The organism is Streptomyces vilmorinianum, from assembly GCF_005517195.1.
In the GTDB taxonomy this organism is placed as follows: Bacteria; Actinomycetota; Actinomycetes; order Streptomycetales; family Streptomycetaceae; genus Streptomyces; species Streptomyces vilmorinianum.
In genome coordinates this window covers 1284536-1305203 of sequence record NZ_CP040244.1, presented here as the reverse complement: position 1 = coordinate 1305203, position 20668 = coordinate 1284536, and the positions used below count along the sequence as shown (strand labels likewise).

Annotated in this window: 21 protein-coding genes; 10 read left to right on the top strand and 11 right to left on the bottom strand. The window is 72.8% G+C overall.

The features are described from left to right. The first annotated feature begins 45 nt into the window (after nucleotides 1-45). The 6 genes from FDM97_RS06200 (at nucleotide 46) to FDM97_RS06175 (ending at nucleotide 4054) form a co-directional block, all read left to right on the top strand. A complete protein-coding gene (locus FDM97_RS06200; protein WP_137989252.1) occupies nucleotides 46-873 on the top strand; it encodes a sensor histidine kinase in 828 nt (275 codons plus the stop codon). Continuing rightward, entirely contained in the window at nucleotides 870-1601 is a 732-nt protein-coding gene (locus FDM97_RS06195; protein WP_137989251.1) for a response regulator, read from the top strand. The genes FDM97_RS06200 and FDM97_RS06195 overlap by 4 nt, the downstream gene beginning before the upstream one ends. Before the next feature lie 277 nt (nucleotides 1602-1878). Continuing rightward, nucleotides 1879-2436 (top strand): ABC transporter permease family protein, encoded by a 558-nt coding sequence (locus tag FDM97_RS06190; protein WP_137989250.1) that lies wholly within the window; start codon nucleotides 1879-1881, stop codon nucleotides 2434-2436. A gap of 117 nt (nucleotides 2437-2553) precedes the next feature. Continuing rightward, nucleotides 2554-3120: an LppU/SCO3897 family protein gene (locus FDM97_RS06185; protein ID WP_137989249.1), complete on the top strand. Its 567-nt coding sequence runs from the start codon at nucleotides 2554-2556 to the stop codon at nucleotides 3118-3120. A gap of 128 nt (nucleotides 3121-3248) precedes the next feature. After that, nucleotides 3249-3569 (top strand): ArsR/SmtB family transcription factor, encoded by a 321-nt coding sequence (locus tag FDM97_RS06180; RefSeq protein ID WP_137989248.1) that lies wholly within the window; start codon nucleotides 3249-3251, stop codon nucleotides 3567-3569. Next, entirely contained in the window at nucleotides 3569-4054 is a 486-nt protein-coding gene (locus FDM97_RS06175) for a GNAT family N-acetyltransferase (protein WP_137994685.1), read from the top strand. Before FDM97_RS06180 ends, FDM97_RS06175 begins: the two co-directional genes overlap by 1 nt. A 9-nt stretch (nucleotides 4055-4063) precedes the next feature. On the opposite strand, the gene FDM97_RS06170 is transcribed toward FDM97_RS06175, so the two are convergent. Genes FDM97_RS06170 through FDM97_RS06155 form a run of 4 tightly spaced genes read right to left on the bottom strand, consistent with a single transcriptional unit; the run spans nucleotide 4064 to nucleotide 6394 of the window. Beyond that, nucleotides 4064-5236, bottom strand: a complete 1173-nt coding sequence (locus tag FDM97_RS06170; protein ID WP_137989247.1) for a lactate 2-monooxygenase — start codon at nucleotides 5234-5236, stop codon at nucleotides 4064-4066. 38 nt (nucleotides 5237-5274) lie between these two features. Further along, nucleotides 5275-5628, bottom strand: coding sequence for a fluoride efflux transporter CrcB (gene crcB, locus FDM97_RS06165; RefSeq protein WP_137989246.1), 354 nt, complete (start codon nucleotides 5626-5628; stop codon nucleotides 5275-5277). Next, a complete protein-coding gene (locus FDM97_RS06160; RefSeq protein ID WP_137989245.1) occupies nucleotides 5625-5987 on the bottom strand; it encodes a DUF190 domain-containing protein in 363 nt (120 codons plus the stop codon). The genes crcB and FDM97_RS06160 overlap by 4 nt, the downstream gene beginning before the upstream one ends. Further along, a complete protein-coding gene (locus tag FDM97_RS06155) occupies nucleotides 5984-6394 on the bottom strand; it encodes a FluC/FEX family fluoride channel (RefSeq protein ID WP_137989244.1) in 411 nt (136 codons plus the stop codon). Before FDM97_RS06155 ends, FDM97_RS06160 begins: the two co-directional genes overlap by 4 nt. A 454-nt stretch (nucleotides 6395-6848) precedes the next feature. Between FDM97_RS06155 and FDM97_RS06150 the strand changes: the two genes are divergently transcribed. After that, the gene (locus tag FDM97_RS06150) at nucleotides 6849-8099 is read left to right on the top strand and encodes an IS701 family transposase (RefSeq protein WP_137989243.1); all 1251 of its coding nucleotides are present in this window, start codon (nucleotides 6849-6851) and stop codon (nucleotides 8097-8099) included. Between the two features lie 100 nt (nucleotides 8100-8199). On the opposite strand, the gene FDM97_RS06145 is transcribed toward FDM97_RS06150, so the two are convergent. The 4 genes from FDM97_RS06145 to FDM97_RS06130 all read right to left on the bottom strand — a co-directional run bounded on the left by FDM97_RS06145 (nucleotide 8200) and on the right by FDM97_RS06130 (nucleotide 13608). Further along, nucleotides 8200-10203: a helix-turn-helix domain-containing protein gene (locus FDM97_RS06145; protein ID WP_137989242.1), complete on the bottom strand. Its 2004-nt coding sequence runs from the start codon at nucleotides 10201-10203 to the stop codon at nucleotides 8200-8202. A 124-nt stretch (nucleotides 10204-10327) separates the two neighbouring features. Then, nucleotides 10328-11254, bottom strand: coding sequence for an AfsR/SARP family transcriptional regulator (locus tag FDM97_RS06140; protein ID WP_137989241.1), 927 nt, complete (start codon nucleotides 11252-11254; stop codon nucleotides 10328-10330). A 266-nt stretch (nucleotides 11255-11520) separates the two neighbouring features. Further along, complete coding sequence (locus tag FDM97_RS06135; RefSeq protein ID WP_137989240.1) at nucleotides 11521-11988, bottom strand: anthrone oxygenase family protein; 468 nt, start codon at nucleotides 11986-11988, stop codon at nucleotides 11521-11523. 81 nt (nucleotides 11989-12069) lie between these two features. Next, the gene (locus FDM97_RS06130; RefSeq protein WP_137994684.1) at nucleotides 12070-13608 is read right to left on the bottom strand and encodes a vWA domain-containing protein; all 1539 of its coding nucleotides are present in this window, start codon (nucleotides 13606-13608) and stop codon (nucleotides 12070-12072) included. 270 nt (nucleotides 13609-13878) lie between these two features. Here FDM97_RS06130 and FDM97_RS06125 point away from each other — a divergent pair, with 270 nt between their 5' ends. Next, complete coding sequence (locus FDM97_RS06125) at nucleotides 13879-14589, top strand: helix-turn-helix transcriptional regulator (protein ID WP_137989239.1); 711 nt, start codon at nucleotides 13879-13881, stop codon at nucleotides 14587-14589. A 6-nt stretch (nucleotides 14590-14595) separates the two neighbouring features. Here FDM97_RS06125 and FDM97_RS06120 read toward each other — a convergent pair whose 3' ends face one another. Further along, the gene (locus tag FDM97_RS06120) at nucleotides 14596-15462 is read right to left on the bottom strand and encodes an ABC transporter permease (RefSeq protein WP_137989238.1); all 867 of its coding nucleotides are present in this window, start codon (nucleotides 15460-15462) and stop codon (nucleotides 14596-14598) included. Beyond that, nucleotides 15459-18125: an alpha/beta fold hydrolase gene (locus FDM97_RS06115; protein WP_137989237.1), complete on the bottom strand. Its 2667-nt coding sequence runs from the start codon at nucleotides 18123-18125 to the stop codon at nucleotides 15459-15461. Before FDM97_RS06115 ends, FDM97_RS06120 begins: the two co-directional genes overlap by 4 nt. A gap of 133 nt (nucleotides 18126-18258) precedes the next feature. Here FDM97_RS06115 and FDM97_RS06110 point away from each other — a divergent pair, with 133 nt between their 5' ends. Both FDM97_RS06110 and FDM97_RS06105 read left to right on the top strand, forming a co-directional pair. Then, nucleotides 18259-18684 (top strand): GNAT family N-acetyltransferase, encoded by a 426-nt coding sequence (locus tag FDM97_RS06110; RefSeq protein ID WP_137989236.1) that lies wholly within the window; start codon nucleotides 18259-18261, stop codon nucleotides 18682-18684. Between the two features lie 115 nt (nucleotides 18685-18799). Further along, the gene (locus tag FDM97_RS06105; RefSeq protein WP_137989235.1) at nucleotides 18800-19984 is read left to right on the top strand and encodes a S8 family peptidase; all 1185 of its coding nucleotides are present in this window, start codon (nucleotides 18800-18802) and stop codon (nucleotides 19982-19984) included. Here FDM97_RS06105 and FDM97_RS06100 read toward each other — a convergent pair. Further along, nucleotides 19981-20580, bottom strand: coding sequence for a DUF4291 domain-containing protein (locus FDM97_RS06100; protein ID WP_137989234.1), 600 nt, complete (start codon nucleotides 20578-20580; stop codon nucleotides 19981-19983). The genes FDM97_RS06105 and FDM97_RS06100 overlap by 4 nt on opposite strands. Nucleotides 20581-20668 lie beyond the last annotated feature (88 nt).

Genomic DNA, 20668 nt, shown 5'->3' with positions numbered 1-20668 from the left:
GCCGTACACGTCGGATGGAATGCTGGCGACGTGGGGGATTCCGGGATGGGCTGGCCGACTGTCGTCCTGGCCGCGGCGCTTGCCGCGGTCGCGGTACTCACCGGTGCGCTCGTCAGGACGCGACGCCGGCATCGTACGGCCCTGGAGGAACGCGGCTGGCTGCTGGAACGGGAACGGGAGAGCGCTGCCGCCGCAGCGGTCGACGCGGAACGGGCCAGGATCGCGGCCGAACTGCACGACATCGTCAGTCACAACGTGAGCCTGATGGTCGTCCAGGCGAGCGCGGCCCGCGAGGTGCTGGCCACCCTGCCCGACGAGGCGGCGGCCGCGATGGGCGCCGTCGAGGCTGCCGGCCGGAACGCGATGACCGAACTGCGCCATCTGCTCGGCCTGCTCGCCCCCGCCCAGAACGGCGAGGACGGACCGTACGCCAGGGATGCCGGCCTCGCCCCGCAACCGAGCCTCAGCCGGCTCAGCGCGCTGATCGACCGGATCTCCTTCGCCGGCCTGCCGGTCGAGGCTCGGATCTCCGGGGAGCCGCGCCCGCTGCCGACCGGGATCGACGTCACGGCGTACCGGATCATCCAGGAGGCGCTGACCAACGCGCTCAAACACGGCGACGGAGCGAAAGCCGAGGTGACGGTGAGGTACTCGGAACACTGGCTGCGGGTCGAGGTGCTGAACAGCGGGCCGAGCGTCCTGCTGGAGGACCGGCCTGCGGCGGGCGACCGGCCGGCGCGGGCGGACGGCGCCGGCCGCGGACTGATCGGTTTGCGTGAGCGCCTCGCCGTCTACGGCGGCGACCTGGACGCCCGGCGACGGCTCGGCGGCGGGTACCGCGTCCGTGCCCGGATCCCACTGGACCGGCCATGACGGACTCCACCGCGCCGTACCCCGACGAGCCTGCCCCGAGGGTGGTCATCGCCGACGACCAGGAGCTGGTCCGCACGGGTTTCCGGCTGATCCTGACCGCCCGTGGCATCGGTGTGGTCGGCGAGGCGTCCGACGGCGCCGAGGCGGTCGAACTGGTCGACAGACTGCGGCCGGACGTCGCCCTGCTGGACATCCGGATGCCCGGCATGGACGGCCTTGAGGCCGCCCGACGCATCCTCGACCGGTCCCCGGAGTGCCGGGTGATCATGCTGACCACCTTCGACCTCGATCAGTACGTCTACGCCGCCCTCGCCGCAGGCGCCAGCGGCTTCCTGCTCAAAGACGTCACGGCGGCCCACCTGGCCGCCGCGGTACGCCTGGTGGACACCGGCGACGCGCTGCTCGCCCCGTCGATCACCCGACGGCTGGTCGAGCGCTTCGTCTCGGGCGAAGACCCCGCCCCGACAAGGCCCGGCGGCCGGGCCCCCTCACCCCCCGCCGTTCACCGCGACCTCACCCCGCTGACCCCGCGCGAACTCGAGGTGCTGACGCTCATGGGCCGTGGCCTCTCCAACTCCGAGCTGGCGCGGGAACTGACCCTGAGCGAGGCCACCGTGAAGACCCACGTGGCTCGGATCTTCGCCAAGCTCTCGCTGCGCGACCGGGCCCAGGCCGTCGTGCTCGCCTACGAAACAGCCCTCGTGCTGCCAGGGGAGCCCAGCAGCTGAAGTCCCTGCCACGGAAGCCTTCCGCCACCCGCCCGGCCCCGTGCGGCGCCCCGGTCGTCTCGGGCCCACCTGTGCGCAGGTCCAGACGGCGCCCCTCGGGGAACGCGTCCCACAGCTCACGCTCCGGTGGAGTCAACTCGTCGTGTGAGAGCGCGCATGCAGCGTAGTGATCTTCCGTCGTACTCGCTTGCCCGGGTATGCGAAAGCACACAGTGAAGATGGCCGATCCCTCGTTGATAGCTTTGCTCCCCTGTCTTCTTCGCTCAACGGGGGATCAATGAGCCAGCCTCAGTTCCAGTCGCCGCACCACAACCCGTACAACCAGCAGCCCGGCCTGCCGTACGCCCCGCACCCCGCGTACCCCGCGCCCTTCGGGCAGCAGCCGAGGCGCGGTCATCCCGTCGGCGCCTTCTTCCTCGGGTTCCTCGCCTCGGTCGTCGTCTCGGTGATCTACACCGGCATCACGGTGGCCACCTACAAGGAGCAGTCGGCCGACACGGCGCAGACCCTCTACGTGCTCCACGGCCTCCTCAACGGAGCGGCCGTGGGCGCGGTGATCGGCCTGGTGGGCCGCCGTAGCGCCGGCGCCCAGATCAGCGGGGCCGTCATCGCCCCGCTCGGTGTCTTCTTCGGCTACACCAACGCCGTTCCGCTCATCATCGCCGACGGCCAAGGGGTCCCCGCCATCGGGGACATGATGGAGGTCGACCCCTTCATTCCGGCCAAGGCCTGGTGGGGCAGTCAGAGCGACACCGAGTGGCTCTCCCTTCTCGGGCTCGCGGTCGCCGCCGGAGCGGCCTGGGGCCTCGCCTTCGTGATCGGGAAGCGTCGCTGAGGAGTTGGGCGCTCGCTGCAGCAACGCTCCCCCGTTTAGAGAGTGGCGATCGGTTGCTATAGCGTGCTCGCGTCAAAAGCACGCACGCACATCACACGCGCTCACGGGGGCTCCCACATGACCTTTCCGCCGCAGCAGGGCCCTGGCCCGTACGCACAGCAGCCGCCGCAGGGATACCCGCCCCAGCCGGGGTACGGGTACCCGCAGCAGCAGCAGCAGCAGCCGTACCCGCCCCAGCAGCACATGCAGATGCAGCCGCCGCCTCAGCAGCACCAGCAGCACCAGCAGCACCAGCAGCACCAGCAGTGGACCGCACCGCCGCAGCAGCCCGCGCCGCCGTCCCGGAGCGGGGGCATAGGCATCATGAAGATCCTCAAGGGCATCGGCATCGTGGTCGCCCTCATCGTGATCGCGGTGGGCTACTTCCTGAGCCAGGACGACGCCGACCACGCGGAGGCCGGAGACTGCCTCAAGAACACCGGGTCCACGGTGACTCCCGACCTGCAGGTGGTGGACTGCGGTGGCGCCGAGGCCGCGTACAAGGTGGTCGAGGTGATCCCCGACACGCTGGACACGAGCCGGTGCGAGGGCAAGTCGGACGTCGGCTACCGCGAGGAGACCCGCGGTGGGCGGCGCAGCTCGGGCAAGCAGTTCGTGCTCTGCCTCGACGAGCTCAAGAAGTAGCCGAGGACGCGAACGCCCCGGGCCGCAGCGGCCCGGGGCGAACTGCTGCCGACGCGCGTGCGGCCGGCGGTCCGGCCTCGTGACGCACCCTGGCCGCCCGAGCATTCATCGACTATCGTCGATTGACGATGAATACTCCTGACGGCGGCGGCGCGCCGCTGAGCCCCGAGGACTCCGCCCTGTGCGCCGGGTGGTTCAAGGCGCTGGCCGACCCCATGCGCGTACGCCTGCTGAACCTGCTCGCCACCGAGCGGCGGCCGATGGCCGTCGGGGAGATCGTCGAGCGGCTGCCGATCGGGCAGTCGACCGTCTCCCACCACCTGAAGGTCCTGGCCGGCGTGCGCTTCGTCGTTCCCGAGCGGGTCGGGACCTCCAGCCGGTATCAGGTCAACAGCACGTGCCTGGAGTGCTTCCCCGCCGCCGTACGCGCGATCATGGGTCAGTCGTGATCATCGCGCCGCTCACCGCCGAACACGCCGCGCAGGTGCTGCACATCTACCAGCGGGGCATCGACGAGGGTGACGCCACCTTCGAGACCGAGGCCCCCGGCTGGGACGCGTTCGACACCGCCAAGCCGGCCGGGCACCGGTTCGTCGCCCTCGACGCGCGCGGGGTGGTGCTCGGATGGATCGCGGCCACCCGGGTGTCCGACCGGTGTGCCTACGCCGGCGTGGTCGAGCACTCGGTGTACGTCCACCCCGACGCCCGCGGCCGAGGCGTCGCCTCCGCGCTCCTGGAGGCGCTCGTCGACTCCACGGAGGCGGCCGGCATCTGGACCATCCAGTCCGGGATCTTCCCCGAGAACGCCGCCAGCCTCGCGGTGCACCGGCGCGCGGGATTCCGGGTCATCGGCACCCGCGAGCGCATCGGCCGCCACCGCGGCCGGTGGCGTGATGTCCTCCTCGTCGAGCGGCGCAGCCCGCGCATCGGCTGACCGCCCGCCTCACCCCGCCGCTTCCGTCAGGTCGTCCCTCGTCAGGGTCGCCGGGGTCGCGTGGCCCGACAGGGCCAGCGTGAGGTCGAGTTCGGCGAGCAGGCAGCGGATCACGTGGTCCACGCCCGGCTGGCCGTCGAGCGCGAGCCCGTAGGCGTACGGGCGGCCGACCAGGACCCCGTCCGCGCCCAGCGCCAGTGCCTTGGCGATGTCGTCGCCCGTGCGCACCCCGCTGTCGAAGAGGACCGTCAGACGGTCACCGACCGCGTCCGCCACGCCCGGCAGCGCGTCGGCGGCGGCGATCGAGCCGGCGACCTGGCGGCCTCCGTGGTTCGAGACGACGACCCCGTCCATGCCGGCCTCGGCGGCGGCGCGGGCGTCGTCGGGGTGGAGGATGCCCTTCAGGACGATCGGGCCGTCCCAGTTCTCGCGCAGGAACGCCAGGTCGGGCCAGGTCTTGCCCGGGTCGGCGAACATCGAGACGAAGTGCGTCACGGCCGCGTTCGGGTCCTCCTCGACCGGCTTGGCCAGGCCCGCCCGGAACGCCGGGTCGGAGAAGTAGTTGGCGGTTCCGACCCCGTGCAGGAACGGCAGGTACGCCTGGTCGAGGTCGCGCGGCCGCCAGGAGAGCAGCGGGGTGTCGAGGGTGACGACGAGCGCGGTGTAGCCGGCCGCCCGCGCCCTGCTCAGGAAGGAGCGGGCGACCTCGACGTCCTTCGGCCAGTACAGCTGGAACCACCGCTCCCCCTCCCCGATCTCCCCCATCGCCTCCGCGACCCGCTCCATCGGCGTGCTGGAGGCCGAGGAGAGGATGTACGGGATGCCGCGCGCCGCCGCGGCCCTCGCGGCCGCCGGCTCGGCGTCGGGGTGCAGGATCGACAGCACGCCGACCGGCGCGAGGGCGACCGGGGCGGGCAGCGGGCGGCCGAGCAGGGTGACGGACAGGTCCCGTTCCCGCACGTCGCGGAGCATGCGCGGGACGATCCGGCGGCGGTCGAGGGCGGCCCGGTTGGCGCGGGCGGTGGAGCCGTTGCCCGCGCTGCCTGCGACATAGCCGACGGGCCCCGGGCCGAGGCGGTGGGCGGCCAGCTCCTCCAGGCGCGTCAGGTCCGTGGGCAGCCGGGGGACGGCTCCGGTCAGTCCGTTCAGATAGATCTCGTACTGGAAGTCCGCCCAGCTCATGCGCGCGTACCCCTCTCGGAAGCCCGAATCGTGACGGCTCACCAGGCCTGTGCGGCCTCCACCCCCAGCCATACGGCTCCGAGGCCCGCGGCCACGCTACCGGCCACGTTCGCCGCCGCGTAGCCCTTCGCCCCGCCCTCGTACAGCTTCAGCGTCTCGTACGAGAAGGTCGAGTACGTCGTCAGCGCCCCGCACAGGCCGGTGCCGAGCAGCAGGAACGCCTGGGCGGAGGAGACGCCGGTGAGCAGGCCGAGGACGAAGGAGCCGATGACGTTGACCGTGAACGTGCCCCAGGGGAAGACGGAGTCGTGGCGCGACTGGACGGCGCGGTCGGTGAGGTAGCGCAGGGGCGCGCCGACGGCCGCGCCCGCGAGGACGAGGAGCCAGTTCACGCGCCCGCGTCCCTCTTCCCGCTCTCCCGGCCTGCGTATCTGATGACCTCGCAGTCGTCGAGGATCACCAGACCCTCCGTCACCAGCGCGTCGAGCTGCGGCAGGAAGTCGCGGACCCGGTCCTCGGTGTCCACGATCAGGATCGCGACCGGCAGGTCCTCGCTGAGCGAGAGCAGCCGCGAGGTGTGGACGAGCGAGGACGCTCCGAAGCCCTCGATGCCCCGGAAGACCGAGGCCCCGGCGAGACCCGCCTCGTGTGCCCGGTGCACGATCTCCGAGTACAGCGGCCGGTGGTGCCAGGTGTCGCTCTCCCCGACGAGGATCGTCACCCGCAGGGCCCTGCCCGCCAGTCTCGTCATCGTGTTCTCCTCACCAGAGCGCCGCGGGTCGCGGTGGTCGCGGCCCAGACGGCGGCCAGTGCCGCCGCCACCGTCGCTCCCATGTATGCCACGCCGCGGGCGGCGTCCCCCGCCGCGAGCAGTCGCTGCGTGTCGAGGGCGTACGCCGAGAAGGTGGTGAAGCCCCCGAGGACGCCCGTGCCGAGAAAGGGGCGGACGAGCGGGTGGGGCGCGGCGGCCACCTCGGTGACCAGGACCATCAGGACGCCGATCGCGGCGCAGCCGGAGGCGTTCACGGCGAGGGTGGTCCAGGGGAACGCGCCGGCCGGGGTGGCCCAGGCGAGCGACGCGCCGTAGCGGGCGGCCGCGCCGAGGGCGCCGCCGACGGCGACGACACCGACCACCGGCAACTGTCCGCGCACATCCATACGTCCAGGCTATGCCGTTGGGGCCCGGCCGGCGGAAGCGGAAGCGTCAGCGGGGAGGCGCGCCCCCGCGAAGTGAGCGAGGCGGACAGGCGCGGTCCCTGGCCTGGGGCATTAACCAGGGGCCGGCCCGTGCCGCCTCACTCTGCGATGGTCGGCCCGGCCCGCACCCCGGTCAAAGCCGGCTCCCCGAGTCTGTCAGATCCCCCGGCGGAGGGAGCCGGGCCGGCGACCCGGCCGGTGGCCGGGCCCCCAACCCCTGGTGATCCGGCCACACCTGAACCCCCGTCCGGTACGCACCCGGCCCCCTTCACCCCCTGTCCGGAGCCGCCGGCGGTGGTCCGGCCACCATCCGGCGGCCCAGACGGGTGCCGGGTCCACCTCGTGTCACGGGCGCCGAGGCGCCACGGTGGAAGGGCAGCTGGAGCGAGCTGTGAAAACCGTAGGCAGGAGTGTCGTGAGTACATCCGTCGCAGCGAACCGCAGGACCGTTGTCGATTCACGGGGTGTCCAGTACCGCACCGGATCCGGCCCCCACTCCGCGCCGTACCGGAACGCGGCGGCGGACGATGTCTACGCCGAGCTCTGTGCCGCGCTCTTCTCCGGGCTGCCCCGCCGGGACCAGCGTCTGAAGGCCGAGCAGTACCTGTACGGGCTGCTGACCGCGCAGGGCCGCAAGTCCATCCGTAACATCGCGGCTCAGATCGGCGGTCCGGCGGCCGCCGCCGAGCAGAGTCTGCACCACTTCGTCTCCAGCTCCACCTGGGACTGGCGGCCCATGCGCGCCGCGCTCGCCGGTTTCCTGGAGCAGAACGGCTGCCCGCAGGCGTGGGTGGTCCGGCCGATGCCGATACCGAAGGCCGGCGAGCACTCGGTGGGCGTGGACCGCCGGTTCGACCCCGAGCGGGGGCAGGTGTTCCGGGGCCAGCAGGCGTTCGGGGTGTGGTTCGCCTCCGAGGAGCTGAGCGTCCCGGTCAACTGGCGGCTGTTCCTGCCCGATCCGTGGGTGAAGGACCGGACGCGGCGCGACCGCGCGGAGGTTCCGGAGGAGGCGGTCGAGGAGACCCTGGAGGAGTGCGCGGTGGCGGCCGCCCTCGACACGGCGAGTCTGCCGGGCGTCACGCGCAAGCCGCTGCTGCTCGACATCCGCGGCGGCGCGGGGCGGGCGGCGCTGAACCGGCTGGCCGGTGCGGGTGTTCCGGTCGTCGCCCGGATCGACGCGGCCCGGCGGTTCGCGGTCGCGGACCGGGCCTTGCCGGGCTTCGGCGCCGGGCCGCTGCCGGCCCAGCAGATCCTGGAGTCGCTCAAGGGCCTGCGCCGGCCGGTGAGCTGGCTGGACTCCGCGTCCGGCGTGCGAACCTCGCGTACGTCGCTGGCGGCGGCGGTACGGGTCACCCTGCCGGTGCCCGTGGGGGAACGGATGCGTCCGCTGCTGCTGCTCGGCGAGTGGGACGACCCGAGGCGGCCCCCGGCCCGGCTGTGGATCACCGATCTGACGGGCGCGAGCGTCGGCTCGCTGCTGCGGCTGACGAAGCTGGCCCGGCGTGTGGAGCGCGACTTCACCCAGGTCGGCGAGGGGGCGGGGCTACGGGACTTCGTGGGCCGCTCGTTCCGCGGCTGGCACCGTCACATCACCCTGGCCTCGGCCGCGCACGCGGCGACCGTCCTGGCGACGGACTGGGACGCGGCCTACGGCTCGACGGCCTGAGAGCGAGCCGGGCGGGCCGCAAGGGGATCAGGACCGGGATCGGGACCGGGACCGGGACCGGAACCGGGCGGCCTTCGAACCCGGAGCCCGGGCCCGGAAACTAGCCCGCGACCGGCCCCTGGCCCGCCCCCTGCCCCGAGCCCGGGTCCGTGCCGCGCTGCTGGGCCAGGACGTCGCGGGTGCGCCGCAGGCGCAGGGCCAGCTGGACCTCCAGGACCTGGCCCGGCTTCTGCCACTGCGGGCCGAGGAGTTCGCCGATCCGCTCCAGCCGGCGCGAGACCGTGTTGGGGTGGACGTGCAGCACCTCCGCCGCGTTCGTGGGGCTGCCGCCCGACGCGAAGTACGCCTCCATCGTGCGCGTCAGCTCGGTGAACCGCTCCGCGTCGTAGGCCAGTACCGGACCGATCGCCGACTCGATGAAGCCGTCCACGTCGTGGTCGTCGGAGAGCAGCAGCCCCAGGAACCCCAGATCCCGCACGGACGCGGCGGACCCGGCCCCGCCCAGCGCGCTCATCGCGTCCAGGCAGCGCGTGGCCTCCAGATACATCCGGCCGACGCCGTCCGGGCGCCGGCCAGGACCGGCCGCGCCGACCGAGACCGGGTGGCCGAGCAGCGGGGACAGCTCCCCGGAGACGGCCTTCGCGGCCGCCGACGCGTCGGTGCCGGGCAGCAGGAGCACGATGCAGCCGCCCTGCACCGTCTTCAGGCCGGACATCCGGTACGCGTACGAGGACGCCCACACGACCGCCCGCCCCTGCTCCCCGCCCTCCGGCCGGGCGACCACGAGGACGTGCGGCGTGCGCAGGTCGATGCCGAGGCGGCGGGCGCGCTGCACCATCTGCTGCGGAGGGACGTGCTGCGGGTCGGCGAGCAGGTCGTCGAGGAGCTCGTCGCGGACGGGTCCCTCGGCGACGGCCGTGGAGCGCTGCATCAGGAGCAGGAAGGCGACGGACTGGGCGGCCAGTTCGAGCAGCCGCTCGTCCTCGCCGGTCAGTCCTGTCGCCGTCCGTATCACCAGTACGCCGAGGTCCTCGGAGCCCGCGATGATGGGCGCCACCCAGGTGTTGTCGCCGGTCACGACGGGCCGGCGGCCGGCGTGCGCGTCCAGCGAGGCCTTCGCCACCGACTCCTCGTCGAGGTCCGGGATGTCACCGCCGGAGGCGAGGCTGCGGCCGCCCGGGTCCCGGATCACGACCGTGCCGTCGAGCGCGTCCCCCGCCGCCTTGGCCACGTTGCGCAGGTCCCCGCCCGCCAGGACGAGGTTCATGATCCGGCTGTGCGCCTCGCTGACGTGCCGCATCCGGGTCAGGCTGGTACGGGCCCGGGAGCTGTCCAGCTCCAGCTCGGTGACCTCGGCCCGGGTCTGGTCGAGGAGTCCGGCCTTCTCGATGGCGATGGCGGCGAGGTCGGCCAGCGAGGTCATCAGCCCGATCTCGTCGGGGGTGTAGCGGCGGACCCTGCGGTCGGCGCCGTAGAGCGCGCCGACGGTCGTCTCTCCGCTGCGCAGCGGTACGGCCATGACGGCGCGCAGGCCCTCGGCCCGGACCACGCCGTCGACGGCCTGCGCGTGCGGGAAGCGGTCGTCCGCCAAGTAGTCGGCGGTCCAGGCCGGTTCGCCGTGGGCGTGTGCCTCGCCGCCGAGGCCGTGGCCGTCGAGGACCCGCAGGCCGGTGGTGAGTCCGGTGTGGGAGCCCTCGCTGGTGCGGACGAAGGAGGAGCCGTTCGTGTCGCGCACGCTGACGTAGGTCATGTCGAAGCCGAGGAGCCGTTTGGCGCGGCGGGTGATGACCCGCAGCAGGCTGTCGACGTCGTACGGGAGGGTCAGGTCGCGGGCGGTGTCGACGAGGGCGGTGAGTCCGGCCTCGCGCTGGGCGGAACGGTCATAGGAGGAGGCGAGTCCGGTGGCGAGGTGGACGGCCCGTTCGAGCCGGGCCAGTTCGCCGGCCGGCGTGCCCGCGCGACGGGCCTCGTCGAGCAGTGTCTCGTAACTGCCGGGCGCGGCCTGCCGGGCCAGCAGCTCCAGAACCGCGAGCGCGTCGACGCCCCCGCCCCTGTCCGCGCTCCCGTCCCCGTCCCCGTCCGCGTCCGCGCCTCGCTCGGACATGCCCCAACTCCCGTTGCTTGTCAGCCCCATACCGTCGGCCGAAGGTGATTCGGCCCCGGGACACGCTCAACGGCGATCCCGGCCACTTGGTTCCCGGCATATGACAGACCCTGGGGCCCGCGCCTCAGACGAGTGAGCCGGCCGGTACGCGCGCGGGAGGCAGGGCGGACGTCCGCTCACCGAACGCCGGTTGGCCGAACGCCGGATCGCCGAACCCCGGCCGGCCGAAGGAGGTCTGCGCGAACGCCGGGCGGGGCACGTCCCGTACGGTCAGGATCGAGCGCTGCAGCCTGCGCAGCCGCGCCGAGGGCTCCGTCCCCGTCGCCTTCTTCAGGCCGATGCTCAGCCGCTGGTAGACCTCCAGGGCCTCGTCCTGCCGTCCGCAGCGCAGCAGCGCGACCATGAACTGGCCGTGCAGCGGCTCGTTGGTGCGGTATCGCGCGACGAGTTCGGAGAGCTCCGAGATCATCTCGAAGTGGCGGCCGAGCCTCAGCTGGGCCTCGACCCACTGGTCGAGGGCGCTCAGCCGGGAGACCTCCAGGCGCTCGATCTCCATACGCAGATGGGGACCGGCCGCGACCCCCGCGTACGGCTCGCCGCGCCACAGGGCCAGCGCGTCGGAGAGCCGGTGCGCCGCACGCGGCAGGTCGCCCGCCTCCATGGCCCGGTACCCCGCGCCGGCGGCCCGCTCGAACTGCCAGGCGTCGTTGGAGCCGCCACCGGTGTCGAGCCGGTAGCCGCCGGGCAGGGAGACGAGCACGGCCTCGGCGGTACGGCGCTCCAGCCAGGCGGCGGTGGGGTCCGAGGGCTCGGCGCCACGCAGGGCCGTGGTGATCAGCGCCCGCAGATCGAGGATGTGGGCCTGGAGTTCGGCGCGGGCGCCGCGCGGCGGCCCGGACGGCCACAGCTCCTCCATCAGCACGGTCACGGGCACGACCTGGTCCGCGTTGGCCGCGAGCAGCGCGAGGAGCTGGCGCGGCGCGGCCGCCGTCGGAGTGATCGACACCCCGTTCTCACGAACCGACAGGCCCCCCAGAATGCGGACGTCCACGTTTGCCCCCTCGCGTCTGTGCACGGCTTGGCCCGGAACGATTAGAAAAGAGACCGGGAGGCATGTCAATAAGAAACCGCACGGTACGGATTCTCTCGGCGTGGCAGGCATCAAATCGCCCCACTTCAGGGCGTTTTGCCGCCTCCAGTGATCCGCGAGGGTCGGAATCCACACACCGGCATGCCTGAGATTCAGCCAGTCCGGTACACTCAAACCGGCAGAACGGTTTGCTTTTGAACGGCCGTGCCTGCCCCGTCCGGCATTCCTCAGCTCAGGGACGCGGCGATCAGCAGCCCGAACGCGGCGGTGATCAGGACCGTACGGATCAGATGGAGGCCGTTCCAGCGCTTCTCGAAGGCCGCCCGTACGGCGGAGGGGTCCTCGCCGGTGCTTTCCGAGGCGGCCAGCGCGTTGTTGAGCGGGATGTTGCCGCCGATGGTGACCAGATGATTGAGGACCGCGCACACGAGGCCGGCCAGGACCAGCCACTTCTGCGTGTCGCTACGCCCGTCGACGGGCGCGAAGAAGGCGGCGACGGGGAAGGCCACGACGCCCAGGAACACGACCAGGAACACGGGCTTGGGCACATACTCGTTGATCCGCCGCATGGCGTCGACGAACTCCCTGTCGCCGAGCCGGGCCAGGGCGGGCATGATCCCGGTCAGGAAGATCAGCATGAACCCGGCGTAGAGGCCGGTGGACGCGACGGCGAGTGCGAGCAGCAGGGTGGCCATGGGCCCATCATGACGGGCCCATGGCCGGCGCGCAGGGGGTTACGGAGGAACCCCCTGCGCGCCGCGCCACCGCCGCACGGATCAGCCGCTGTACGGATCACCCGATCCGCTGCCCCCCGACTTACCGCCCTCCGCGTCGCCCTCCGCGTCGCCCTGCGCGTCGCTCTCCGGACCCATCAGCCGGTCCGCCTGCAAGATCGCCTCGGTCAGCTCCCGCACCACCTTCGAGCCCGAGCGCTCGGCGATCGCGCCGGAACGCTCCGCGAGCACCGAGAGCCGCGGCGCGCCCGGCAGATCGCCGCCCCGCAGCCTGTCGGCGAAGTAGGCGGTGACGGCGGTCAGCTGCAGGCTGTCGTGGCCCGGCGCCCAGAGCGAGGAGGCGAGCGCGGTCGTCCCGACGCTCCCGGAACGCTCGTACGGGGCACGGGTCTTCGGGTCCAGCCAGCGGACCGTGGCCGTGGCCAGCTTGCCGGTGCGGCCGGGGCGGGTCTTCACCGCGTACAGCGCGGTGACGGTGTGGCCCGCGCCGACCTCGCCGCCGTCGACCCGGTCGTCGCGGAAGTCCTCGTCGGCGACCTCCCGGTTCTCGTAGCCGATCAGCCGGAACCGCTCGACGGTCTGCGGGTCGAAGGCGACCTGCGCCTTGGCGTCCCGGGCGCGCAGCTCGACGTGGGCGGGCAGCTGCTCCACGAAGACCTTGCGGGCCTGCTCGGTGGTGGAGACGTACGTGGTGTGCCCGTCGCCCTTGTCGGCGAGCTGCTCCATGAACGCGTCGCCGTAGTCGCTGCCGACGCCGACCCCGAAGAGGGTGATCCCGTACTCCCTGCGCTCCTCCTCGATCCGGTTGAGGATCGACTGCGCCTCGGTGTCACCGGTGTTGGCGAGCGCGTCGGAGAGCAGCACGACGCGGTTGACCGCGCCCTTGCGGTGGCCCTCGACGGCGACGTCGTACCCGGTGCGGACCCCCGCCTCGACGTTGGTGGAGGAGGTGGTCGCCAGCTCGTCGACGATGCCGTGGATCCGCTCGCGCTGCCCCTTGACCCGCGTCATGGGCAGCCGGGTCTCGGCCTCGTCGCTGAAGGTCACCAGGGCGACCGAGTCGTCGTCGCGGAGCTCGTCGGTGAGGATGCCGAGGGACTCCTTGACCAGGTCGAGCCGGCCGGTCTCGGCCATCGAGCCGGAGATGTCGACGACGAAGGTGAGGGCGGCGGGCGGGCGTTCGCCCTGCCGGTCCGCCGCGCGCGTGGCGAGTCCGACCCGGACGAGGGACCAGCCGTCCTCCGCGGTCCGCGCGCCGTCGATGGTCACGCTGAACCCGTCGCCCTCGGGGCGCGGGTAGTCCGGGCGGAAGCTGTTGACGAACTCCTCGGGCCGTACGCTCACCGGGTCCGGCAGCCGGCCCTCGGAGAGGGTGCGGCGGGCGTAGCCGTACGAGGCGGTGTCCACGTCCAGGGCGAAGGTGGAGAGGTAGTCGGCGGCGGGCTGGCGGGAGCGCTGTTCGCCCTCGGGGGCTTCGACGTCGGCCCCGCCCCTTCCGTCGGGGGCGGCCGACGGGCGGTTGCCCCCTCGCTTGTCCGCCGCCCGGTCCGCGTTTCCCCCGGCCGCGCACCCCGTCAACATCAGCCCTGCGGCCAGGATCCCGGCGGCGAGCCGCCCCCTGTGTCGTCGCTTCACGTCATCTCCCCCTCATTGCTCGGCACTTGTGAATGTGACGCCCGAGAAGGCCGGAAGGAGCCGACGAAGGAGTTGCGGATGGATCTCAATGCGGCAACGGCGGCCGGCCCGGCCTGCCGTGGCATGGACTCGCCATCCTTTTCAACAGGGGTTGTCACCGTGTGCAGTCACATGCGTACATGGAGTGGCACACCGATCGGGCGGGGGTGGTCAGCGGTGGCAGAGACTGCGGGCTCCGTGATGCTCGCGCGATCGGCGATGAACCGGGCCGCGCCCGAGGCGCAGCGGCCGCCGGGGCGCCCCGTCCGTGGCGCGCGGCGGATCAGCGCGGCCCTGGCCGGGCTCGCCGCCTCGACCCGGCACGAGTTGCTGACCTTCGACGACCCGGCCGCCTCCGCGGGCCGTGCGATCCCCGAGCCGTTCCTGGAGTTGGCGGGAGCGTGCATGCGGGCCGCGGCGGAGCGGGCCCTGGAGGTCAGACGGATCGTGCCCCGCCACGCCCTCCCCCGACTGGCGGGCACGGTCCGGCTCCCGGGGCGGGCCCGGCTGACGGAGTCCATCCCGTTCAAGATGATCGTCATCGACCGTACGGTGGCGGCGGTCCCGCTCGATCTGGAGCTGCTCTACAACGGGCTGCTGCTGATCCGCGACCCGGTCGTCGTGCAGGCCCTGGTCCGCGCCCATCACACCAGTTGGGACGCGGGCGAGGAGCTGACCGCCGCCACCGCACCGCCGTCCGACCTCCCCCCACAGCTCCGTCCCGTCCTCGAGGCGCTCCTGGCGGGGCTCACGGACGAGACGGCCGCGGCCCGCCTCGGCATGTCGGGCCGCACGTACAGCCGGCGGGTCGGCGAGCTGATGCACGCCCTGGGCACGACGAGCCGCTTCCGCGCGGGCGCGGAAGCGGCTCGAAGGGGGTGGCTGTGACCGGCCTCAGGACACGATGTCCTTGCGGGCGAAGCCCCGGAAGGCGAGAGCGAAGAGGATCAGCGCGTACGTCACCGAGACCGCCGCCCCCTTCACCATCCCGCCCCACTCCAACTGCGGCTGGAGCGCGTCCGCCCAGGCGAACTGCCAGTGCGCGGGCAGGAAGTCGCGCCAGGAGCCGAGCGCCGTGACCGCGTCCAGGACGTTGCCGATGATCGTCAGACCGACCGCGCCGCCGACCGCGCCGAGCGGCGCGTCGGTCCGGGTGGAGAGCCAGAACGCGAGCCCGGCGGTGACCAGTTGGGAGACGAAGATGAACGCGACGGCCAGGGCGAGCCGGGGCAGGGTGTCCGCGGCGGGCAGGGAGCCGCCCGTCGGGAGCTTCAGCGGCCCCCACCCGTAGGCGACCGCGCCCGCGGCGAGCGCCACCAGCGGCAGCAGCACCATCGCGGCCGCGCTGAAGCCGAGCGCCACGGCCAGCTTGGACCAGAGCAGCCGGGCCCGGGGGACGGGTGCGGCGAGCAGATAGCGCAGGGAGGACCAGCTCGCCTCGGAGGCCACGGTGTCCCCGCAGAACAGGGCGACGGGCACCACGAGGAGGAAGCCGGCCGAGACGAAGAGACAGGTCGCGGCGAAGTTCGCCGCCGACGCCGTCGCCGTGTCCATCAGCGTGATCCGGCCGTTGTCCCTGCCGTCCGGGGACCCACCGATCGCGAAGGCGATGATCAGGACGAACGGCAGGGCGGCGAGCACCGCTCCCATGACCAGGGTGCGGCGCCGCTTGAACTGCCGTACGGCCTCGACGCGCAGCGGCAGGGTGTGCCGGGCCCGGTAGCCGGGCGCGGTCTCCGTCAGTGTCGCGGTCGAGCTCATGCCGCTCCTCCTCCGATCAGGGTGAGGAACGCGTCCTCCAGGCGCCGGTGCGGGCCCACACCGGTCACGGGCACGTCCAGGCGGACGAGTTCGGCGATCAGCCGGCTCGCCTCGGCGCCGTCCAGACGGATCAGCAGGCCGCCGTCCGTTCGGGTCGCCGAGCCGATCCCGGGCAGTGCGCCGATCTTGTCGATGAGCGGGTCCGGGACGGAGTCGCCGAGCGTCACGAGCAGGGTGTCCCCCGCGCCGGTGATCTCGCCGACCGGTCCGGCCTGCACGAGTTGCCCGCGGTCCATGACCACGAGATGGGTGCAGGACTGCTCGACCTCCGAGAGGAGGTGGCTGGAGACGATGACGGTCCTGCCCTCGGCCGCGTACCGGATCATCACGTCCCTCATCTCACGGATCTGCGGCGGGTCGAGTCCGTTGGTCGGCTCGTCGAGGATCAGCAGGTCCGGCAGGCCGAGCATGGCCTGGGCGATGGCGAGCCGCTGCCGCATGCCCTGCGAGTACGTCCGCACGGCGCGGGCGAGCGCGTCGCCGAGTCCTGCGATCTCCAGGGCCTCCTCGATGTGCGCGTCCTCGGCGGGGCGGCCGGTGGCCTTCCAGTACAGCTCCAGGTTGTCCCGCCCCGACAGATGCGGCAGGAAGCCCGCGCCCTCGACGAAGGCGCCCACCCGGGACAGGACCGGGGCGCCCGGGCGGATGGCCTGCCCGAAGACCCGGATCTCGCCGTCGTCGGGGGCGATCAGACCCATGAGCATGCGCAGGGTGGTGGTCTTTCCGGCGCCGTTGGGGCCGAGGAGACCGAGGACCTGCCCCTGCTCGACACGGAAGGAGAGATCCCGTACGGCATACCGGTCCGAGGACTTGGCGTACTTCTTCGTCAGCCCGGTGATCTGCAGGGGTACGGCGGCGAGTCCGGGGTCCGGGGCGGGCGCCGCGGTCCGGCGCCGCGAGGAGAACAGCAGCGCGGCGGCGATCAGCAGTCCGGCGAGCGGCAGGCCCCACACCCACCAGGGCGTTCCGGCCGCCTGGGTGGTGACGCCGGGCGCCGTCGGCACGGTCAGCGGGCTCTCGACGGCGACGGTGTACGTGGCCGGTGCGGCCGGGGAGGCGTAGCCGAGGTCGGTGGCGGAGACCACGAGCCGCAGCCGGTGGCCGGCCTCGACCTCGTGGTCGATCGCGGGCAGCGTCAGCTGGACCGAGGTCCCGGCCTTGGCGCCCTCGACGCGGACGGGGGCGACGAGTTGGGCGGGCAGGACCTGTTGGCGGCCGTCCGGGCCGACGTCGTAGACCTTGCCGAAGAGCACGGCGGAGCCGTCGGGGCTGTCGGAGACGACCTTGACGCGGACGGTCGGCGAGCCGGTGATCCGTACCGGCTGGGCCTGCGGCTTCGCGTCGAACCGGGCGTACTGGCCGGGGAAGTCGAGGGAGAGGCCGACCCCGAGGGAGGAGAGCTGGGAGAGCCCGCCGCCGATGCCGGGGACGGCGGAGATGGCGGGCGGGTTGGCCCCTGCGGGGTTGGCGAAGGACTGCGGGCGGCCACCGTCGAGAGCGAGGGAGAGCGGGTCGCCCGAGAGCCCGGGGTAGCGGTCGGAGGTCGCGCCGCGCAGCAGCGCCTGCCCGTCGGTGGAGTCGACGCCGCCGGCGCGGCTGACCCGGAACGCGGGGCCGGTGTCGGCGCCCTTGTCCTGCTTGAGGTAGCGGTCGAACCAGCGGCCGATCCGGGCCTCGACCCGGTCGGTCTCGCGGTTGCCGCCGTCGTGTCCGCCCGCGATCCAGTCGACGGCGACGGGTGCGCCGTTGGCCTCGATCGCCTTCGCCATGGCGTCGGCGTGGCCGAGCGGGAAGAGGGAGTCGGTCTGCCCCTGGACGATCAGGGCGGGGACCTTGATGCGGTCGCCGACGGCGGAGGGGCTGCGGGCCTCGAGGAGCGTACGGGCGGCGGCGTCGGGCTTTCCGGAGACGGCGACGCGCTGGTAGAGGGAACAGAGTTCGGGTGTGAAGCGGCCGCAGCCGTCCGCCGCTCCGGGACCCGTTGTCCGCCCGGGTGCCGGGCCCGTTCCGGTGGAGAAGAAGATGCCGGCCCAGAGCTTCTTGAAGACGCCGTCGGGGAAGAGTGCGTCGGCGAGGTTCCAGTAGGTGATCTGGGGCGCGATGGCGTCGACCCGGGGGTCGTACCCGGCGGCGAGCAGGGAGACCGCGCCGCCGTAGGAGGCGCCGGTGACGCCGACCCGCGGGTCGCCGGCCTTGTCGAGCTCGACCTCGGGGCGCGTGGCGAGCCAGTCGACGAGCCGCTGGACGTCCTTGACCTCGTGGTCGGGATCGTTGAGGCCGATCTGGCCGGTGGAGGCGCCGAATCCGCGCGCCGACCAGGTCAGGACGGCGTATCCGTCGCGGGCGAGCTTCTCGGCCTGGGCGCGGACGTCGTCCTTGGAGCCGCCGAAGCCGTGCCCGAGGAGGACCGCCGGCCTGCGGCCGGTGGAGCCGGGGGCGGTGAACCAGGAGGTGTCGAGCCGTGCCCCGGGCACGTCGAGCATCTGGTCCGCGCGGTCCACGGGTGGTGGTTCGTCCGAGGCGACGGCGGTCCAGGTGCCGGCGCCCGCGAGGACGGCGAGGGCGGCGGTGACCGCGGCCCACCGGGGGAGTCGGAGCTGCATGGTGTCGAGCGTAGGCGGGCCGCCTGTGAGGCGCGGCTGCCCCCGGGTGGAAATCGGCGGCCTCCCCGAGGCGTACGCCGTACCGTCCCGTACACCAGGCGCGGTATGCGCGACACCGAGCGGAAGGACCGGCATGGAGATCAGGCGGGCGACGACGCCGGCCGAACTGCTGGCCGCGGAGCACCTCTACGACGGTCCGGCGCGGGAGGAGTGGGCGGCGCGGTTCCTGGCCGCCCCGGGGCATCTGATGCTGATCGCGTACGCGGAGGACGGTTTCCCGGCGGGCATGGTGTCCGGGATCGAGATGCTCCACCCGGACAAGGGGGTGGAGATGTGCCTGTACGAGCTGTCGGTGGACGAGGGGTACCGGCGGCGGGGGATCGGGCGGGCGCTGACGGAGGCGCTGGCGGCCGAAGCGCGGGCGCGGGGCTGTTACGACCTGTGGGTCGGGGTGGACACGGACAACGAGGCCGCGTTGCGGACGTACCGGTCGGCGGGGGCGCGGGACGAAAGTGCATTCGCCATGCTGACGTGGGAGTTCGACGTGAAGGACCGGTGAGGGGACCCGACGCGCTCTTGTACGACACATGCCGGCACGAGACCCTGTGGCGCACCACACAAGCCCTACTTGCCGGTAACTCCCCGGACAACGAAAGGTTCAGGTGCCCCACCACATGACCCGAATATCCCGCCGCGCCGCGGCGCTCGTCCCCGTCCTCGCGCTCGCGGCAGGCCTCCAGTTCGCCGTCTCCCCCACCGCGCAGGGCTCCTCCCCCCTCGGAGACCTGCGGCTCGCCCCGGCCTCGCTCGCCGTCGAGAACAGCTGGATCGTCGTCCTCAAGGACGGTTCGACGCGCGCCGCCGATCTGGGCGTCACCCCGACGCATGTCTACCGCTCCGCCCTCAAGGGCTTCTCGACGACGATGTCCCAGGCCAGGGCGGCGTCGCTCGCCGCCGACCCGCGGGTGGCGTACGTCGAGCAGAACGCGACCGTCACGATGGCCGACACGCAGACGGGCGCGACCTGGGGCCTGGACCGGGTCGACCAGCGGAACCTGCCGCTGTCGACGACGTACACGTACAACACGACCGCGTCGAACGTCACCGCGTACATCATCGACACCGGGATCCGCACCTCGCACAGCGAGTTCGGCGGCCGGGCGCGGGTCGGCACGGACACGGTCGGCGACGGCCAGAACGGCCAGGACTGCCAGGGCCACGGCACGCATGTGGCGGGCACGGTCGGCGGCGCGAAGTACGGCGTGGCCAAGGGCGCGAAGCTGGTGGCGGTACGGGTCCTGAACTGCACCGGGTCCGGTACGACGGCCGGGGTCATCGCGGGCGTGGACTGGGTGACCGCGAACGCGGTCAAGCCGGCGGTCGCCAACATGAGCCTGGGCGGCGGGGCGAACACCTCGCTGGACGCCGCGGTGAAGCGGTCCATCGCCTCCGGTGTCAGCTACGCGGTCGCCGCGGGCAACGGCATCCTCGGGGGACTCCTGCCGGCGAACGCGTGCAACTACTCCCCGGCGCGCGTCCCCGAGGCGATCACGGTCAGCGCCACGGACTCCGCCGACAAGCGCGCGTCCTTCGCCAACTACGGTACGTGCGTGGACCTGTTCGCCCCCGGCGTCTCCATCGCCTCGGCGTGGAAGGACAACGACACGGCGACGAACACCATCTCGGGCACGTCGATGGCGACCCCGCACACGGCGGGCGTGGCGGCCCTCTACCTGGCCGGCCACCCGACGGCGACCCCGTCCCAGGTGAGCACCGCCCTGACGAACAACGCCACGACCGGCAAGGTCCAGGACCCGCGGACGGGCTCCCCGAACAAGCTGCTGTACTCGATCTTCTAAGCCACGAGATGCCCGAGGAGCTCCGGCCCCGCCGGGTACGGGCGCTCTTCGGGCATCCGCGTGCGCGCCTCGTCCAGCCGTCCCTCACGCACGAGGGCGTGGATCTCGTGGGCGAGCGGCGTGACGTCCCGTACGGACACGGTCCACTCGTCCGCGTAGAGCCGTGACGCCTCCCCCGCGAGGCCCAGCTGGAGCGAGCGGTACGGAAGCGCGTTCAGCCGCGGATCCCGCTCGGGGTCCCACTGCACGCGAGCCGGGGACTGCCTCAACTCCCGCTTCCAGGCGGCCTGATCGTCATGAAAGCCCCGCACGTAGTGCGAGAGGCAGGCGTTCCGCAGCGCCCACTCGAAGCCCTCGCGGGTGATCTCGACGGCGAGGACGGTCTGCTGGCCCTCCTTCAGACCCCAGCCGCAGCGGTACATCATCCACAGGAACGAGGGCTTGATCCACGTCATCCGGTCCCGCTTCCACGCGGGCGGAAACCGGCCCTCGCGGGCCGCCGGGAGGCCGATGGACGGGTCGTACGCCTGGTAGACGGTCACCGTCGACTCGGTGTGCAGGGCGCGGATCTGGTACTTCGGTGGAACAACGGACATGGCCCCAGGGTGCGCCGTCGCGCACCCCGGGGGCCACTCGTTTTGCGGGGCGGATCAGCGGTCGCCCTACGCGCCACGCTCCTCAGCC